This window comes from Microbacterium fluvii (assembly GCF_025515205.1).
In the GTDB taxonomy this organism is placed as follows: Bacteria; Actinomycetota; Actinomycetes; order Actinomycetales; family Microbacteriaceae; genus Microbacterium; species Microbacterium fluvii.
In genome coordinates this window covers 12,272-26,914 of record NZ_JAOPFX010000002.1, presented here as the reverse complement: position 1 = coordinate 26,914, position 14,643 = coordinate 12,272, and the positions used below count along the sequence as shown (strand labels likewise).

Genomic DNA, 14,643 nt, shown 5'->3' with positions numbered 1-14,643 from the left:
CGAGTCTACCGAGCGGGGGTGAGCGTGGGCTGGGCGTCGACCCTGCCGCGGCGGGCGCCGATGCCCCGGCACACGAGATAGATCACGAACGAGATCGTCGTGATGTAGGGACTCACCGGCAGCGTGCCCATGACGGCGATCAGGATGCCGCCGACTGCGGCCGTGAAGCCGAACAGCGCCGACAGCAGCGGCACACTGACCGGCCCTGACGCCACCCGCATCGCCGCGGCGGCGGGGGTCACCAGCAGCGCCATCACCAGCAGCGCCCCGATGATGTGCACGGCGACGGCGACGATGAGTCCGAGCAGCAGCATGAACATGAGTGAGACGGCGGTGGTCGGCACACCGCGGGCGGCCGCCGACTGCGGGTCGAGCGAATCGAACCGCAGCGGACGCCAGATCCACAGCAGCCCGACGACGACGAACAGGCTGATGCCGATGAGCCAGCCCAGCTGACTGTTCTGCACCGAGACGATCTGACCGGTGAGCAGGCTGAACCGGTTGGCGCTGCGTCCGTTGTAGAGCGAGAGGAAGAGGATCCCCAGGCCCAGGCCGAAGGGCATGAGCACGCCGATGATCGAGTTGCGGTCGCGCGCGCGGGCGCCGAGCACCCCGATGAGGGCCGCGGCGATGAGCGAGCCGACGATCGAGCCCGTCACGACGTCGACCCCGATCAGCAGGGCCGCGGCGGCGCCCGCGAACGACAGCTCGCTGATGCCGTGCACGGCGAAGGCCATGTCGCGCTGCATCACGAAGACGCCGATGAGTCCGCCGACGATGCCGAGCACGGCGCCGGCGATGACGGAGTTCGACACGAGGGCGAGGATGTCGCCGTAGTCGGCGATGCCGCCGAACATGGCGTCGGCGATGTCTGCCCAGTTCATGCGAACGCCACCGTTCCGGTGTCGGTGTGGTCGTCGGGGTGATCGTCGTGCGCGTGATGGTGGTGATGGTGGTGGTGGGACTCCTCGGCGTCGGGCGCACCCACGACGACGAGCCGATCGCCGGCGTGCATGACGTAGACCGGCGCGCCGTAGAGGGCGGTGAGGGTCTCGCTGGTCAGCACCTCTTCTGGCGTGCCCAGTGTGAAGCGGCCGTTCGCGAGGTAGAGGATGCGGTCGACCTGCTCGAGCACCGGGTTGATGTCGTGGGTGACCAGCAGCACGCCGGCCTGCGCCTCGGTGCGGTGCCGGTCGATGAGCCCGATGACGGCCTGCTGGTTGGCGAGGTCGAGGCTCGTGAGCGGTTCGTCGCACAGCAGCAGTCGAGGGGTGTCGGCGAGGGCCTGCCCCACGCGCAGCCGCTGCTGCTCGCCGCCCGAGAGCACGCCCACGGGGCGGTCGGCGAAGTCTCGCGCGCCGACGGCGTCGATCAGCCGGTCGATGCGGGCAGCATCCGTCTTGCGATGCACGGGAAAGCCGAACCGGTGCCCGTCGACGCCGAGTCCGATGAGGTCGCGCCCGCGCAGCGATACGTCACGGGGGAGCGGCCGCTGCTGCGGCACATACCCGATGCGGCGGTTGCCCTTGCGCCGAACGGGCTCGCCGAGGGCCGTGATCGATCCTTCGCTGAGGGGTTCGAGGCCCAGGATCGCGCGCAGCAGCGTGGTCTTGCCGGACCCGCTCGGACCGAGCACGGCGATCAGTTCGCCTGGGGCGACGGTGAGGTCGAGCCCGCTCCACAGCTCGCGGCCCTCGCGGCGCAGGGCCGCGCCGCGGATCTCGAGCGGGGCCTCGCTCACGCCGAGAGCGCCGTCATCAGCGCGGCGATGTTCTGCTGCATCCACGAGAGGTAAGTCTGGCCGTCGGGCAGGGTCTCTGTGAACTCGAGCACCGGAATCCCCTGCGTCTGCGCCTCGTCGGTGATCGTCGTCGTCTCGGCACCGCCGGTCTGCGCGTTGGCGATGACGACGGCGACGTCGCCGGAATCGATGAGCCGCATCGACTCGAGCAGCGTGGCGGGCGCGACGTCGTTGCCCTCTTCGACCGCCTCGCTGAACGCGTCGGGGGTCACGTTCTCGAGCTCCGCGGCGGCCGTGAGATACAGCGGCACGGGCTCGGTCACGAACACCTTCTCGCCCCCGTGCGCGGCGGCGATGTCGGCCAGGTCGGACTCGAGACCCTCGATACCCTCGGTGAACTCCGCGAGATTCGCGGCATACGTCTCGGCGTTCGCGGGGTCGAGGTCGCCCAGCTCGTCGGCGATGGCCTCGGCGAGGTGCTCGACGGTGTGCGGGTCGTACCAGACGTGCTCATTGAAGCCCTCGACGTGGTCGTGCCCGGCGTGGTCGTCGTGGTCGTGGTCGTCGTCCGCGTCTTCTGTCGCCGATCCCGCCGAGGCGTCGTCGTCGTGATCGTGCCCCTCGTTCTCCGGCCAGTCGTGCGAGTACTCGACGGCGAGCAGCTGCGGCGCCGCAGCGGCGGTCGCCTCGATCGCGGTGTCGACGAACGGGTCGTAACCGCCGCCGTTCGAGACGATGAGATCGGCGCGGCTGATCGTGAGCTCGTCGCGCGCGCTCACCTCGTAGGAGTGCGGGTCGAGCGCACCCGAGTCGATGATCGCGGTGACCGAGACGAGGTCGCCGCCGATCGCCGAGGCGATGTCGCCGTAGACGTTCGTCGAGGTGACGACCGAGATGCCGGTGGTCTCGTCCGTCGTCGCGTCGCCGGCGCAGCCGGTGAGCACGAGAGCGGATGCTGCCGCAAGGGCGGCCGGAACGACGAGGCGGCGCGAGGTCATGCTTCGACCCTACGTCTATTGATAATCATTCTCAAATCGGGGCTGCACGCCGACCCCAGGCGCCTCGCCGCTCGATCCTTCAGTCGTCACAGATGGCGACCCCCAGAGCTCCACAGGTCGCCATATATGACGACCGAGCGCGGTGGCCTGAAGTTCAGTCGTCACAGATGGCGACGTCATCGCTCCTCAGGCCGCCATACGTGACGACTGAAGTGGTACTCGGAGGCGGCCGGGGCGCGGCGCGGCGACGTCGACACGCGGGCGACAGTCAGTCCAGCAGCAGCGCGGGCTCTTCGAGCACGGAGGCGACGTCGGCCACGAACCGGCTGACGCCGTCGCCGTCGATGACGCGATGGTCGAACGAGCCCGAGACGGTCGTCACCCACCGCGGCCGCACCTCGCCGTCGACGACCCACGGCTTCTGGCGGATCGCACCCATCGCGATGATCGCCGACTCGCCGGGGTTGATGATGGGAGTGCCGGCATCCATCCCGAACACGCCGATGTTGGTGATCGTGATGGTGCCGTGCTGCTGGTCGGCGGGGGTCGTCCTGCCCTCGCGCGCCGTGAGCGTGAGCTTCTCGAGCGCGGCCGCGAGCTCGCGCATGTTGAGGCTCTGCGCCTCCTTGATGTTCGGCACCAGCAGCCCACGGGGCGTCGCCGCCGCGATGCCGAGGTTGACGTAGTGGCGCACCTGGATCTCGGCGCCGCCGTCTTCCGTGTCGATCCAGGCGGCGTTGATCATCGGCGTGCGGCGCACGGCCCAGATCACGGCGCGCGCCATGATCAGCAGCGGCGAGATCTTGACGTCGGCGAAGTCGGGCGAGGCCTTGAGCCGCTTGACCAGCTCCATCGTGCGGGTCGCGTCGACGTCGGTCCACACCGACACGTGCGGCGCCGTGTAGGCCGAGCGCACCATCGCCGACGAGGTCGCCTTGCGCACGCCCCGCACCGGGATCGTCTCCTCGCGCTCCCCGTTCGCCTCGGCGACCGCGGCCGCCGAGGCGGGGGCGGATGCTGCCGCCTGCGGCGCGACCGGAATCGTCTCTTCCCGCACCTGCGGCCACTCCGGCGTCTGGATGTTGCGGAAGACCGATGCCTGCGACGCGTGCCCCACGACGTCGTCTCGCGTGACCTCGCCGGCGGCACCGCTGGGGGTCACATCGGCCAGGTCGACGCCGAGGTCACGGGCGAGCTTGCGGATGGGGGGCTTTGCCACCACCCCGACCGAGGACTTCACGGGCGCCTGGGCGGGCTTGCGGCGGCGCGACTGCACGGCACCGCCGGTGCCGTAGCCGACCAGCACCGCCCCTTCGCCCTCGGACTCGGCGGCCGCAGGCTCGCCGTGCTCGGACTGGCCGACGACGGAGGGGGCGGCATCCGCTCCCGCGATCGTGATGATCGGCGCCCCGACCTCGACGGTCGCGCCCTCGGCGACGAGCAGCTCGCCGACGACCCCCGCGAACGGCGAGGGCAGCTCGACGAGCGACTTGGCCGTCTCGATCTCGACGATCACGTCGTTGACGGCGACCTGGTCGCCCGGCGCGACGCGCCACTGCACGATCTCGGCCTCGGTGAGACCCTCGCCCACGTCGGGCAGAACGAACGTCTGGCTCATCGTCACTCCAACGATCAGTAGGCGAGGGCGCGGTCCACGGCCTCGAGGATGCGGTCGGCGTCGGGCAGGTAGGTGCCCTCGAGCTTGGCAGGGGGGAACGGCACATCGAAGCCCGACACCCGCAGCACGGGGGCCTCGAGGGCGTAGAACGCCTTCTCCATGACGGTCGCGGCGATCTCAGACCCGAGCGAGACGAACCCCGGCGCCTCCTGCGCATAGACCATGCGGCCGGTGCGGCGCACCGAGTCGAGCAAGGGGCCGTAGTCCACCGGCGACAGCGAGCGCAGGTCGACCACCTCGGCCGAGACCCCCTCGCCCTCGGCGAGCGCAGCCGCCTGCAGCAGGGTCGTCACCATCGCGCCGTGGCCGACGAGGGTCACATCGGTGCCGCGGCGCACGATCCGAGACGCGTGCAGCGGCAGCGCGGGGGCGGCCGTGTCGACCTCGCCCTTCTGCCAGTACTTGCTCTTGGGCTCGAGGAACACCACGGGGTCGTTCGAGGCGATCGCCTCCTGGATCATCCAGTACGCGTCGTTGGCGGTCGACGGCGACACGACGCGGATGCCTGGGGTATGCGCGAAGTACGTCTCGGGGCTCTCCTGGTGGTGCTCGACGGCTCCGATGTGCCCGCCGTAGGGGATGCGGATCACGACGGGCATCGACAGCGCGCCCTCGTGGCGGTTGGTGATCTTGGCCAGCTGCGTCGTGATCTGGTCGAACGCGGGGAAGACGAACCCGTCGAACTGGATCTCGACGACGGGGCGGAACCCGCCCATCGCCAGGCCGATCGCCGTGCCGAGGATGCCGGACTCGGCCAGCGGCGTGTCGAGCACGCGCTGCTCGCCGAACTCGGCCTGCAGCCCCTCGGTCACGCGGAAGACGCCGCCGAGGCGGCCGATGTCCTCGCCCATCAGCAGGACGCGGTCGCTCTCGGCGAGCGCGCGGCGAAGGCCGGCGTTCAGCGCCTTGCCCAGCGGCATGCTCTGCACGGCGGATGCCGCGGGCGCGGTCTCGATCACGGTCATGACGCCCCCTCCTCGTACGACGCCTCGTAGTCGGCGAGCCACTGCCGCTCCTGATCGATGAGCGGATGCGGATCGGAGTACACGTGGGCGAACATGCTGTCGGCCTCGATGCCGCCGAGGGCCAGCGTGCGCGTGCGCACGTCGTCGGCGAGGGCCCTGGCCTCCTCCTCGGCATCGGCGAAGAACGCGTCGGTGGCGCCCTTCGCCACCAGGTGCGCCCGCAGCCGCGCGATGGGGTCGCGCTGCGCCCACGACTCCTCCTCGTCGGAGGTGCGGTACTTCGTGGGGTCGTCGCTCGTGGTGTGCGCCCCCATCCGGTAGGTGAGCGCCTCGATGGCGCGGGGGCCGGCGCCCGCACGCGCCTCGTCGAGGGCCGCCTTGCTGACGGCGTAGCTGGCGAGCACGTCGTTGCCGTCGACCTGCACCGACGGCATGCCGTATCCCTCGCCCCGGCGGAAGAGGGGCGCCTTCGACTGCGTGGCCACGGGCACCGAGATGGCCCAGTGGTTGTTCTGCAGGAAGAAGACCTCGGGGGTGTTGTAGCTCGCGGCGAACACCATCGCCTCGTGCACGTCGCCCTGGCTCGATGCGCCGTCGCCGTAGTAGACGACGACAGCCTCGTCGCGCTCGGGGTCGCCGGTGCCGCACCTGCCGTCGAAGACGAGCCCCATCGCGAGGCCCGTCGCGTGCAGGGTCTGCGAGCCCAGCACGAGGGTGTAGATGTGCGTGTTGCCGTTCTTGGGGTCGAACGGGTCCCAGCCGCCGTGCGTCAGTCCGCGCATGACGCGGATGATGTCGACGGGGTCGACACCGCGGATGCGGCAGACCACGTGCTCCCGATACGAGGGGAACAGGTGGTCCTGCACTCGCGCGGCGCGCGCAGAGCCGACCTGCGCGGCCTCCTGCCCGAAGCTCGGCGGCCAGAGGGCCAGCTGGCCCTGCCGCTGCAGATTCGTCGCCTCGCGGTCGAACGCGCGGATCGAGACCATGTCGCGGTAGAACAGCTCGAGATCGGCGTCGGTGAGGGCGTCGACGAGCTCCAGATAGGGCTCGGCGGCCGGGGTCGGGGCGAGCGTCCCGTCGGCCGCGAGCACGCGGACGAGACCAGGGTCGTCGTGGGCCATTGCTCTACGCTAGCCCGCGCCCGGGGTGCCCCTCCGGAAGGTGGTCTACAACGGATGCGGCGATCCGCAGTATCTTCTCGACAGCTTCCTCTTCGCCCACCGAGATGCGCACACCGTCGCCGGCGAAGGGGCGGACGATCAGCCCCGCCTCTTCGAAGGCCGCCGCGAACGCGAGCGCGTGCTCGCCCGCGGGCAGCCACACGAAGTTGCCCTGCGCGTCGGGCACGTTCCAGCCCGCCGCGCGAAGGCCCGCCGCGAGCCGGTCGCGGCGCTCGGCGATGACGGCGACGCGCTCCTGCAGCGCGTGCTCGGCGTCGAGGCTCGCCAGGGCCGCCTCCTCCGCCTGCGCAGTGACCGACAGCGGGATGCCGGTGCTGCGGGCGGCGTCCAGGATCCTCGGGTGGCCGACGGCGTAGCCGACGCGCAGTCCCGCGAGCCCGAAGGCCTTCGAGAAGGTGCGCAGCACCACCACGTTGTCGCGGCCGGCGCCGCCCGGCAGCCGCATGCCGTCGACGGCATCCGGTGCCGTGACGAACTCGGCGTAGGCCTCGTCGAGGATCACCAGCACGTCGGCGGGAACCTTCTCGACGAACGCGTCGAACTCGGCCTGCGTCACGATGGGGCCGGTGGGGTTGTTGGGGGTGCACACGATCACGGCGCGGGTGCGCTCGGTGATCGCGTCGGCCATGGCGTCGAGGTCGTGCCGCGCATCGGGCAGCAGCGGCACCTGCACGGCGGTGGAGCCGGCGACCACGGCGAGCCCCGGGTAGGCCTCGAACGAGCGCCACGCGAACACGATCTCGTCGCCGGGGCCGCTCACCGCCTGCACGAGCTGGTAGAGGATCGACACGCTGCCGGCCCCGATGTGCACGCGGTCGGAGGTCACCCCGAAGCGCTCGGCGAGGCGCTCCCGCAGCCGCGCGGCAGAGGCGTCGGGGTAGCGGTTGACGCCCGTGGTCGCCTGCAGCGCCTCGACGACGCCGGGCAGCGGATCGAACGGGTTCTCGTTGCTCGAGAGCTTGAACGCCTCGGCGCCGGCCTGCTTGCCCTGCCGATACGGCGGGAGCGCGGCGATCTCGGGGCGCACGCGAACGGGGAAGTCGGCGGCGTCGGTCACGCCCCGAGTCTACGAGCGGCTCGCGCGACACGAAGAAATCCGCGGCCAGCCATGTATTCCCTCGCCGGTTGCGGCGTGCGACACTGTGCGCACTATGCGCTTTCTGATTCGCGTCGTCGTCAATGCGTTCGCCATCTGGGTCGTCACGCTCATCCCGACCCTGACGGTGACCGTGATCGCCTTCCCGCCCGGCGAGACCCTGCAGCTGGTGCTGACCCTGCTGGCCGTCGCCGCCGTCTTCGCGATCGTCAACACGATCATCGGCACGGTCATCAAGATCGTGGCGTTCCCCCTCTACATCCTGACCCTCGGGCTCATCTCGCTGATCATCAACGGCTTCCTGCTGTGGCTGACCGCGTGGCTCACGCACTGGTGGAACTGGGGACTGCGGGTCGAGGACTTCTGGTGGGGCGTGGTCGCTGCGCTGATCATCTCGCTCATCAACTGGGTCTTCGGCATCCTGCTGCGTCCGCAGTCGCGGCGCTGAGAGGTCACGGCCGCTCCGCCGCATACGAGAAGACCTCGACGGATGCTGCGCCGGCGAGCTCGTGCAGCAGCTCGCGCACCGCATCCATGCGGGGATCGACCGAGGCGTCGAGAAGGTGCGCCGTCTGCGCATAGGCCGCGATGCCGTGGCCGTCGAGGTCGAGCAGGGCGTCGTCGGGGTTCGCCGTGCGCTCGGCGATGAAGCTTCCCGGTGCCCCGACGGGCTCGTCGCCGCCGCCTCCGGCGAGCGCGGCGACCGGATCGTCGGTGTGCCGCAGCGCGACGCTCAGCGTCTGGGCGCCGACCTCTGCCTGCACCGGACTGCCGATCGAGATCAGCGTGCGGGTGCGGTAGGGCCCCTCGAGGGCCACACGGGCGCCCGCCATCGCCCCCTGGGAGTGCCCCGCGATGTGCACGACGTCTCCCGCGTGGGCACCCGAGCGGCGCAGCGCCTCGAGGGCGGCGTCGTACGACGCGGAGCGAAGGCCGGCGTAGAGCTGCAGATTCGACCGCATGTCGAACGGCTCGCTGCCGCCGGTGGTCGCGAGCGAACGGGTGCCGGAGATGTAGACCGCGAACTGCCTGCTGCCGTCGGGCATCGTGTAGCGCTCGACCCGCACGCGCTCATCGCCGGTGGGCATGCGCCGGGTCATCTCGGCGAGGGACGAGGGCGCCCGCGCCTGGGCCGTCGGGCGAGCGCGCAGGCGCACGGGCTCGGCTGGGCCCTCGAGCCTCGCCGTGCCGGGGATGCGGCCGGCCCGGCCGGCATCGAGGCCGTGCGCGAACAGCGCGACGCCGAGGGACGATGCCGCACCCAGCAGCGGGCTGACCAGCGTCGGCCCTCTGCCGGCCTGCACGGCCAGCTCGCTCCACCAGGTGAGGGCGCGCCGCGCGCCCTCGTCGGCCGACTCGTACAGCCAGGTGGCCGCCCGAAGATCGGCGGCGATGGCCCGCGCCTCGGCCATGGCCTCGCGCAGCGGCCGGTCGAGCAGCTCCATGATCTGCCCCGTGACCGGCAGCGCCGAGCGGTCGGCCGAGAAGAGCTGATCGGATGCGGTGGCCACCAGCATCCGCGCCCCGTCGAGGTCGGTCGCGAGTGCATCGAACCCGTCGGCGGCCCGCATGAGGGTGACCGGGTCGACGACGACGGAGCCGCCGCCGCGCACCTCGAGGTCGCTCATCGCGGCTCGGGCGGCGGCACGGCCAGGCTCAGGCCCAGCCAGCGCACCCGGTCGACGGCGTCGTCGACGCAGCCGACGAGCAGCGAGACGTCTGCGCACCACCGATCCGCCCGCCGGGCGAACGCCCTGGCTGCCTCCGACTCCCAATGAGTCGCTGCCGCCACCGACGCGCAGCGACAGCCGGCGGCGGCCAGCAGGTCGCGTGCATCGGCGAGCCGGCGCAGCGCGATCTCGGTCGCGACGAGCAGGTCGAACGAGGTCACGGCATCGAGTGTGGAGGGCATGGCGCGCTCGTGGGAGCTCCTCGCACCGATCGGGGCACACCTGATCGAGGGCGTCGGCTGTGCAGGAAGGCCGCCCACCCCCCACAATGGGCCTATGTCAGCCAGCGGCGCCGAGCCCTTCAGGGTGGTGTTCGTGTGCACCGGCAACATCTGCCGCTCGCCGATGGCCGAGGTGGTGTTCCGCTGGTTCGCCGAATCGGTGGGGATGGGCGAGCGGGTGGTGTCGACCAGTTCGGGCACCGGCGACTGGCACGTCGGCGAGCGCGCCGACCACCGCACGATCGACGCGCTTGAGCGCCGCGGCTACAACGGCTCGCTGCACCGCGCCCGGCAGTTCGCCCACGCCGACTTCGACCGCAACGATCTCGTCGTCGCCCTCGACCGCAGTCACGAGCGCATCCTTCGCGGCTGGGCGCGCGACGAGGCGGATGCCGACAAGATCGCGCTGTTGCTGTCGTTCGACCCGTCGGCCACGACCCTCGACGTGCCCGACCCGTACTACGCGGGGCCGGGGATGTTCGACGAGGTGCTCGGTATGATCGAGAACGCGAGCCGGGCGCTCTTCCGGCAGCTCGAACCCGCGATCCGCACGGCCCGCTGAGGGCCGCGGCGCGGCGCGTTCCGAACGGAGTCCCCGTGTCTGCTCTGCCCCCCCAGCCCCTGAGCCCCCTCGACGGCCGCTATCGCGCCGCCGTCTCGGGCCTCGCCGACTTCCTCTCCGAGGCGGGCCTGAACCGTGCGCGGGTCGAGGTCGAGGTCGAGTGGCTCATCGCCCTCACCGACCGGTCGCTGTTCGGCGCGTCGCCCCTGTCGGGTGACGACAAGGCGCGCCTGAGGGCGCTGTACCTCGAGTTCGGTCAGGCCGAGATCGACTGGCTCGCCGACAAGGAGGCGGTGACCCGCCACGACGTCAAGGCCGTCGAATACCTCGTGCGAGACCGGCTCTCGACGCTGGGCCTCGACGCCGTCGCCGAGCTCACCCACTTCGCCTGCACGAGCGAAGACATCAACTCCACCTCCTACGCCCTCACGGTGCAGCGCGCCGTGCAGCAGGTGTGGCTGCCGAAGCTGCGCGCCGTGATCGAGAAGATCTCGGCGCTGGCCGTCGAGCACCGCGATGCCGCGATGCTCTCGCGCACGCACGGGCAGCCGGCGACGCCCTCGACGATGGGCAAGGAGCTCGCCGTGTTCGCCTGGCGCCTCGAGCGCGTGGCCGCCCAGATCGAGTCCGGCGACTACCTCGCCAAGTTCTCGGGTGCGACCGGCACGTGGTCGGCTCATCTCGCCGCCGAGCCCGACGTCGACTGGCCCGAGCTGTCGCGCTCGTTCATCGAGGGTCTGGGCCTCGGATTCAACGTGCTGACCACGCAGATCGAGTCGCACGACTGGCAGGTCGAGCTGTACGACCGGGTGCGCCACGCCGGCGGCATCCTGCACAACCTCGCCACCGACATCTGGACCTACATCTCGATCGGCTTCTTCACCCAGATCCCGATCGCCGGCGCCACCGGGTCGTCGACGATGCCGCACAAGATCAACCCCATCCGCTTCGAGAACGCCGAGGCCAACCTCGAGATCGCGGGCGGTCTGCTCGCGACACTGTCGCAGACCCTCGTCACCTCGCGGATGCAGCGCGACCTCACCGACTCGACGACCCAGCGCAACATCGGCGTCGCCTTCGGCCACTCGCTGCTGGCCCTCGACAACCTCGGGCGGGGCCTGGGCGAGATCTCGCTGGCCCGCCAGGCGCTGCTGGCCGACCTCGACGCCAACTGGGAGGTGCTGGCAGAGGCCATCCAGACCGTCGTGCGCGCCGAGATCGCCGCCGGCCGCTCGCAGATCACCGACCCCTACGCGCTGCTGAAAGACCTCACCCGCGGTCGCCGCGTCGGCGGACCAGAGCTCGCCGAGTTCGTGCGAGGACTCGACATCGGCGATGCCGCCAAGGAGCGCCTGCTCGCGCTCACCCCGGCGACTTACACGGGCCTGGCCGACCGCCTGGTCGACGAGCTGTAACTCCAGCATCCGCTCGCTGAGAGCCCCCTCTCGGCGCGCGAAACCCACCGCCCGCACTCAGACCGCTCGCACGCCCGCGGGTCTCGAGCGGCAGTGCGGGTCTCGGCGCGAAACCCACCTGCGGTGGCGAAACCCCGCGGCGGATCAGCGCTCGGGGGTGTGGCCGGAGGCGCCGGCCTCGGGCTTCGCCTTCGGCTCGCCGCCCGCCTCGGGGTCGAGCAGCACCGGCCGGTCGACCGTCTTCTGCACGTCGGCCGGATCGACCGCCAGCAGCAGCAGCGCGATACCCAGCAGCACGACGATGAACGTGATGCCGGCGACGACTCCGGCGACCACGAGCGCGTGCATGTTCTGACCGTCGAAGCGCGACTGGAAGAAGCCCATCGACACGAGCGTCACGATGCCGGCGAACAGCGCGGCGACGAAGGCGAGCCCCACGAGCTGCGCCGGCTTCATCAGGTCGCGGCGGGTGGGCTTGTCGTCGGTCACGCCGACACCTCCTTGCGCGGCGAGAACCCGGCGATTCCGAGGTAGACCGCGATGATCGCCGCGTAGGCGCCGAACACGCCCACGCCGATGGTCGTGCCGGTGAGCGTGAAGTCGTGGCCTTCGACCGCGTAGGCGAGCGAGAACTGCGGCGAGACGAACAGCATCGCCACGCCCAGCGCGAGCGTGATGACACCCACGACGAACGTGTCGCGCGACTCGGCGCGTGCGCGCCAGCCCACGATCGTCTCGACCAGGCCGGTCGCCAGCGCCCACACGATCACGAGCACGAAGAACAGCGTGTCGTTGCGCAGGGCCGGGATGCCGCCGGCCATGCCCGCGAGCAGGCACAGGATGCCCAGCACCACCGACGGCCAGCGGTGGTCTGCGGGAAAGACGAGCCACACCGAGACGAGGTGCACGAGGGCGGTCGCGATCGCGAAGCCGCTGAAGACGGCGAGGCCGACGGCGGCGGAGTGGTCGGTCGAGAAGGTGATCATCACGGCGGCGAGCGCTGCGAACAGCGCACGCACGAGCTGCACGTGGCGCACCTCGAAGGTGCGGGGGGTGGGTGATGCGGTCACGACGACGATTTCTGCGGCACGACAGGGACCCCTCCAGTCTAGGTCGTGCGCGCCGCAGGCCCTGCCGCCGGCCCCTAGGCTGAGCGCGTGACCCGTCTCGACGATGCGACCGGCGACCTGGCCCGCGTGTTGGCGCGGCTCGGCGGCGACCACCCCCAGCCCGCTCCCGACGTGCTCGCGCGCCTGCACGAGCAGTTCCCTCGGCTGCACGGACTGTTCTCGCAGCTCTACGGCGCCCACCCCGACGGGTTCGAGCACCTCGCGGCGCTGCTGCGGATCGCCGCCGACGCGGCCGCCGAGAGAGCGGACGACCTCGTCGCGCTCGACGAGCGCCGCTCGGCCGATCCCGAGTGGTTCGCGTCGGAGCGGATGCTGGGCGGCGTCTGCTACGTCGACCGCTTCGCGGGCGACCTCGCCGGCATCCGCGAGGCGATCCCGTACTTCCAGGAGCTCGGGCTCACCTATCTGCACCTCATGCCGCTGTTCCCGGGCCCCGCCGGCAACAACGACGGCGGCTATGCCGTGTCGGACTACCGCACGGTGGAGCCTCGGCTCGGCACGATGGACGAGCTGCGAAACCTGGCCGCCGAGCTGCGCGCGGCGGGCATCTCGCTGGTCATCGACTTCATCTTCAATCACACCTCGAACGAGCACGCGTGGGCGCGCAAGGCCGTCGAGGGCGTGCCCGGCTTCGAGGACTTCTACCTGATCTTCCCCGATCGAACCCTGCCCGATCAGTACGAGCGCACCACGCGCGAGATCTTCCCCGACGACCACCGGGGGTCGTTCGTACAGCTGCCCGACGGGCGCTGGATCTGGTCGACGTTCTACCACTTCCAGTGGGATCTCAACTACGCCAACCCGGCCGTCTTCACGGCGATGGCGGGCGAGCTGCTCTTTCTCGCGAACGTCGGCGTCGAGGTCCTCCGGATGGATGCCGTCGCGTTCATATGGAAGCAACTGGGCACCCCGAGCGAGTCGCTCCCCGAGGCGCACCTGCTGCTGCAGGCGTTCAACGCGGTGCTGCGCATCGCCGCTCCCGCCGTGCTGTTCAAGTCGGAGGCCATCGTGCACCCCGACGAAGTGCTCGACTATATTTCGCCCGAGGAATGCGAGCTCTCGTACAACCCGCTGCAGATGGCGCTCACATGGGAGGCGCTGGCCACCCGCGACGCACGGCTGCTGCAGCAGGCCCTCGTGCGCCGCCACGCGCTGCCCGCCGGCACCGCGTGGGTGAACTACGTGCGCAGCCACGACGACATCGGCTGGACCTTCGCCGACGAAGACGCCGCAGAGCTCGGCATCGAGGGCTACCCGCACCGGCGCTTTCTCAACGACTTCTACATCGGCCGCTTCCCCGGCAGCTTCGCCGCCGGCATGCCCTTCCAGGAGAACCCCGACACCGGCGACGCCCGTGTGGCGGGAACGACGGCGTCGCTGGCGGGCATCGAGCGCGGCGACGAGGGGGGCGAGGACCGGGTCGTGCTCGCCCATGCCCTCGCGATGGCGACCGGCGGCATCCCGCTGCTCTTCCTCGGCGACGAGGTCGCCCAGCTCAACGACTACGGCTTCACCGACGACGAGCACCGCGCGGGCGACAGTCGCTGGGTGCACCGGCCCGCCCGGCCCGCAGCCGCCTACGCGGCACGCTTCGACCGTGACACGGTCGCCGGCCGCGTCTATCGGCGCATCCGCCGGCTCATCGCCGTGCGCGCCGCCTCGCCCGAATTCGGCGGCAACGCCCTCGTCGACTTCACGACCTCGCATCCATCGGTGGTGTCGTTCCAGCGCCCCGGCGCCGACGAGACGCGGATGCTGGTGCTCGCCAACGTCGCAGACCACGAGGTCGCGATCGACGCGCTCACCCTCTCGGGGTTCGCTCGTGAGGCCCGCGACGCCGTCGCCGACGAGCAGATCGACCTCGCGCGCGGCGTGCGGCTGCCGGCGCACGGCTTCCGCTGGCTGCGGGTGCGCGCCCTCTAG

At 71.0% G+C, this 14,643-nt stretch carries 15 protein-coding genes; 4 read left to right on the top strand and 11 right to left on the bottom strand.

Going from position 1 to position 14,643, the window contains the following annotated elements; all coding sequences use genetic code 11:
• Positions 1-5 precede the first annotated feature (5 nt).
• The 7 genes from OAW74_RS08780 to OAW74_RS08750 form a co-directional block, all read right to left on the bottom strand.
• On the bottom strand, positions 6-884 hold the full coding sequence (locus OAW74_RS08780; protein WP_262873988.1) for a metal ABC transporter permease: 879 nt from the start codon (positions 882-884) through the stop codon (positions 6-8).
• Entirely contained in the window at positions 881-1,741 is an 861-nt protein-coding gene (locus OAW74_RS08775) for a metal ABC transporter ATP-binding protein (RefSeq protein WP_262873987.1), read from the bottom strand. The genes OAW74_RS08780 and OAW74_RS08775 overlap by 4 nt, the downstream gene beginning before the upstream one ends.
• A complete protein-coding gene (locus OAW74_RS08770) occupies positions 1,738-2,739 on the bottom strand; it encodes a metal ABC transporter solute-binding protein, Zn/Mn family (RefSeq protein WP_262873986.1) in 1,002 nt (333 codons plus the stop codon). The genes OAW74_RS08775 and OAW74_RS08770 overlap by 4 nt, the downstream gene beginning before the upstream one ends.
• Positions 2,740-3,007: 268 nt before the next feature.
• Positions 3,008-4,357, bottom strand: a complete 1,350-nt coding sequence (locus OAW74_RS08765; protein ID WP_262873985.1) for a dihydrolipoamide acetyltransferase family protein — start codon at positions 4,355-4,357, stop codon at positions 3,008-3,010.
• A 14-nt stretch (positions 4,358-4,371) separates the two neighbouring features.
• The gene (locus OAW74_RS08760) at positions 4,372-5,382 is read right to left on the bottom strand and encodes an alpha-ketoacid dehydrogenase subunit beta (RefSeq protein ID WP_262873984.1); all 1,011 of its coding nucleotides are present in this window, start codon (positions 5,380-5,382) and stop codon (positions 4,372-4,374) included.
• Positions 5,379-6,506 (bottom strand): thiamine pyrophosphate-dependent dehydrogenase E1 component subunit alpha, encoded by a 1,128-nt coding sequence (locus OAW74_RS08755; RefSeq protein WP_262873983.1) that lies wholly within the window; start codon positions 6,504-6,506, stop codon positions 5,379-5,381. Before OAW74_RS08755 ends, OAW74_RS08760 begins: the two co-directional genes overlap by 4 nt.
• Positions 6,507-6,510: 4 nt before the next feature.
• Positions 6,511-7,623, bottom strand: coding sequence for a histidinol-phosphate transaminase (locus tag OAW74_RS08750; protein ID WP_262873982.1), 1,113 nt, complete (start codon positions 7,621-7,623; stop codon positions 6,511-6,513).
• Positions 7,624-7,717: 94 nt separating this feature from the next.
• Here OAW74_RS08750 and OAW74_RS08745 point away from each other — a divergent pair, with 94 nt between their 5' ends.
• Positions 7,718-8,110 carry a phage holin family protein gene (locus tag OAW74_RS08745; RefSeq protein ID WP_262873981.1) on the top strand — a complete coding sequence of 131 codons (393 nt, stop codon included), beginning with the start codon at positions 7,718-7,720 and terminating at the stop codon, positions 8,108-8,110.
• Positions 8,111-8,114: 4 nt separating this feature from the next.
• Here the strand turns inward: OAW74_RS08745 and OAW74_RS08740 are convergent, their stop codons facing one another.
• Positions 8,115-9,290, bottom strand: coding sequence for a hypothetical protein (locus tag OAW74_RS08740; RefSeq protein WP_262873980.1), 1,176 nt, complete (start codon positions 9,288-9,290; stop codon positions 8,115-8,117).
• On the bottom strand, positions 9,287-9,574 hold the full coding sequence (locus OAW74_RS08735) for a hypothetical protein (RefSeq protein ID WP_262873979.1): 288 nt from the start codon (positions 9,572-9,574) through the stop codon (positions 9,287-9,289). Before OAW74_RS08735 ends, OAW74_RS08740 begins: the two co-directional genes overlap by 4 nt.
• Before the next feature lie 94 nt (positions 9,575-9,668).
• Between OAW74_RS08735 and OAW74_RS08730 the strand changes: the two genes are divergently transcribed.
• Positions 9,669-10,175, top strand: coding sequence for a low molecular weight protein-tyrosine-phosphatase (locus OAW74_RS08730; RefSeq protein WP_262873978.1), 507 nt, complete (start codon positions 9,669-9,671; stop codon positions 10,173-10,175).
• 35 nt (positions 10,176-10,210) lie between these two features.
• On the top strand, positions 10,211-11,590 hold the full coding sequence (purB, locus tag OAW74_RS08725; protein WP_262873977.1) for an adenylosuccinate lyase: 1,380 nt from the start codon (positions 10,211-10,213) through the stop codon (positions 11,588-11,590).
• Between the two features lie 144 nt (positions 11,591-11,734).
• On the opposite strand, the gene OAW74_RS08720 is transcribed toward purB, so the two are convergent.
• Both OAW74_RS08720 and OAW74_RS08715 read right to left on the bottom strand, forming a co-directional pair.
• A complete protein-coding gene (locus OAW74_RS08720; protein ID WP_262873976.1) occupies positions 11,735-12,079 on the bottom strand; it encodes an amino acid transporter in 345 nt (114 codons plus the stop codon).
• Positions 12,076-12,660: an acyl-CoA synthetase gene (locus tag OAW74_RS08715; protein WP_262873975.1), complete on the bottom strand. Its 585-nt coding sequence runs from the start codon at positions 12,658-12,660 to the stop codon at positions 12,076-12,078. The genes OAW74_RS08720 and OAW74_RS08715 overlap by 4 nt, the downstream gene beginning before the upstream one ends.
• An 87-nt stretch (positions 12,661-12,747) precedes the next feature.
• On the opposite strand from OAW74_RS08715, the gene OAW74_RS08710 reads away from it, so the two are divergent.
• Entirely contained in the window at positions 12,748-14,643 is a 1,896-nt protein-coding gene (locus tag OAW74_RS08710; protein ID WP_378733706.1) for an amylosucrase, read from the top strand.